The sequence below is a fragment of the Sporosarcina koreensis genome, assembly GCF_001531445.1.
Lineage (GTDB): Bacteria > Bacillota > Bacilli > Bacillales_A > Planococcaceae > Sporosarcina > Sporosarcina koreensis_C.
On record NZ_LQYA01000143.1, the window covers coordinates 1 to 243 of the forward strand.

Annotated in this window: 1 protein-coding gene; it reads left to right on the top strand. The window is 33.7% G+C overall.

Translation table 11 applies throughout. The annotated features are described in order from the left end of the window. Window positions 1–198, top strand: a 198-nt coding sequence (locus tag AWV70_RS15180) for a protein rep (protein ID WP_153010007.1), incomplete at its 5' end; no start/stop codon positions are given. Window positions 199–243: the final 45 nt, after the last annotated feature.

Genomic DNA, 243 nt, shown 5'->3' on the forward strand with positions numbered 1-243 from the left:
GGTTTGTTCCGTAAACGACTGATTTCATACGGTGGATTGTTGAAGGAAATACACAAAGAATTAAATTTAGATGATGCAGAAGATGGCGATTTGGTAAAAGTGAATGAAGAAAATGATGATGAAAAAGAAGATGAAGGCTTTACAGTCACAGCAATGAGGAACTGGAACAGGCAAAATTATTATATAAAAAATGATTGATAAAGGGGTCATGAAAATTGAAGATTAGTAGAAAAGCTGAATCGG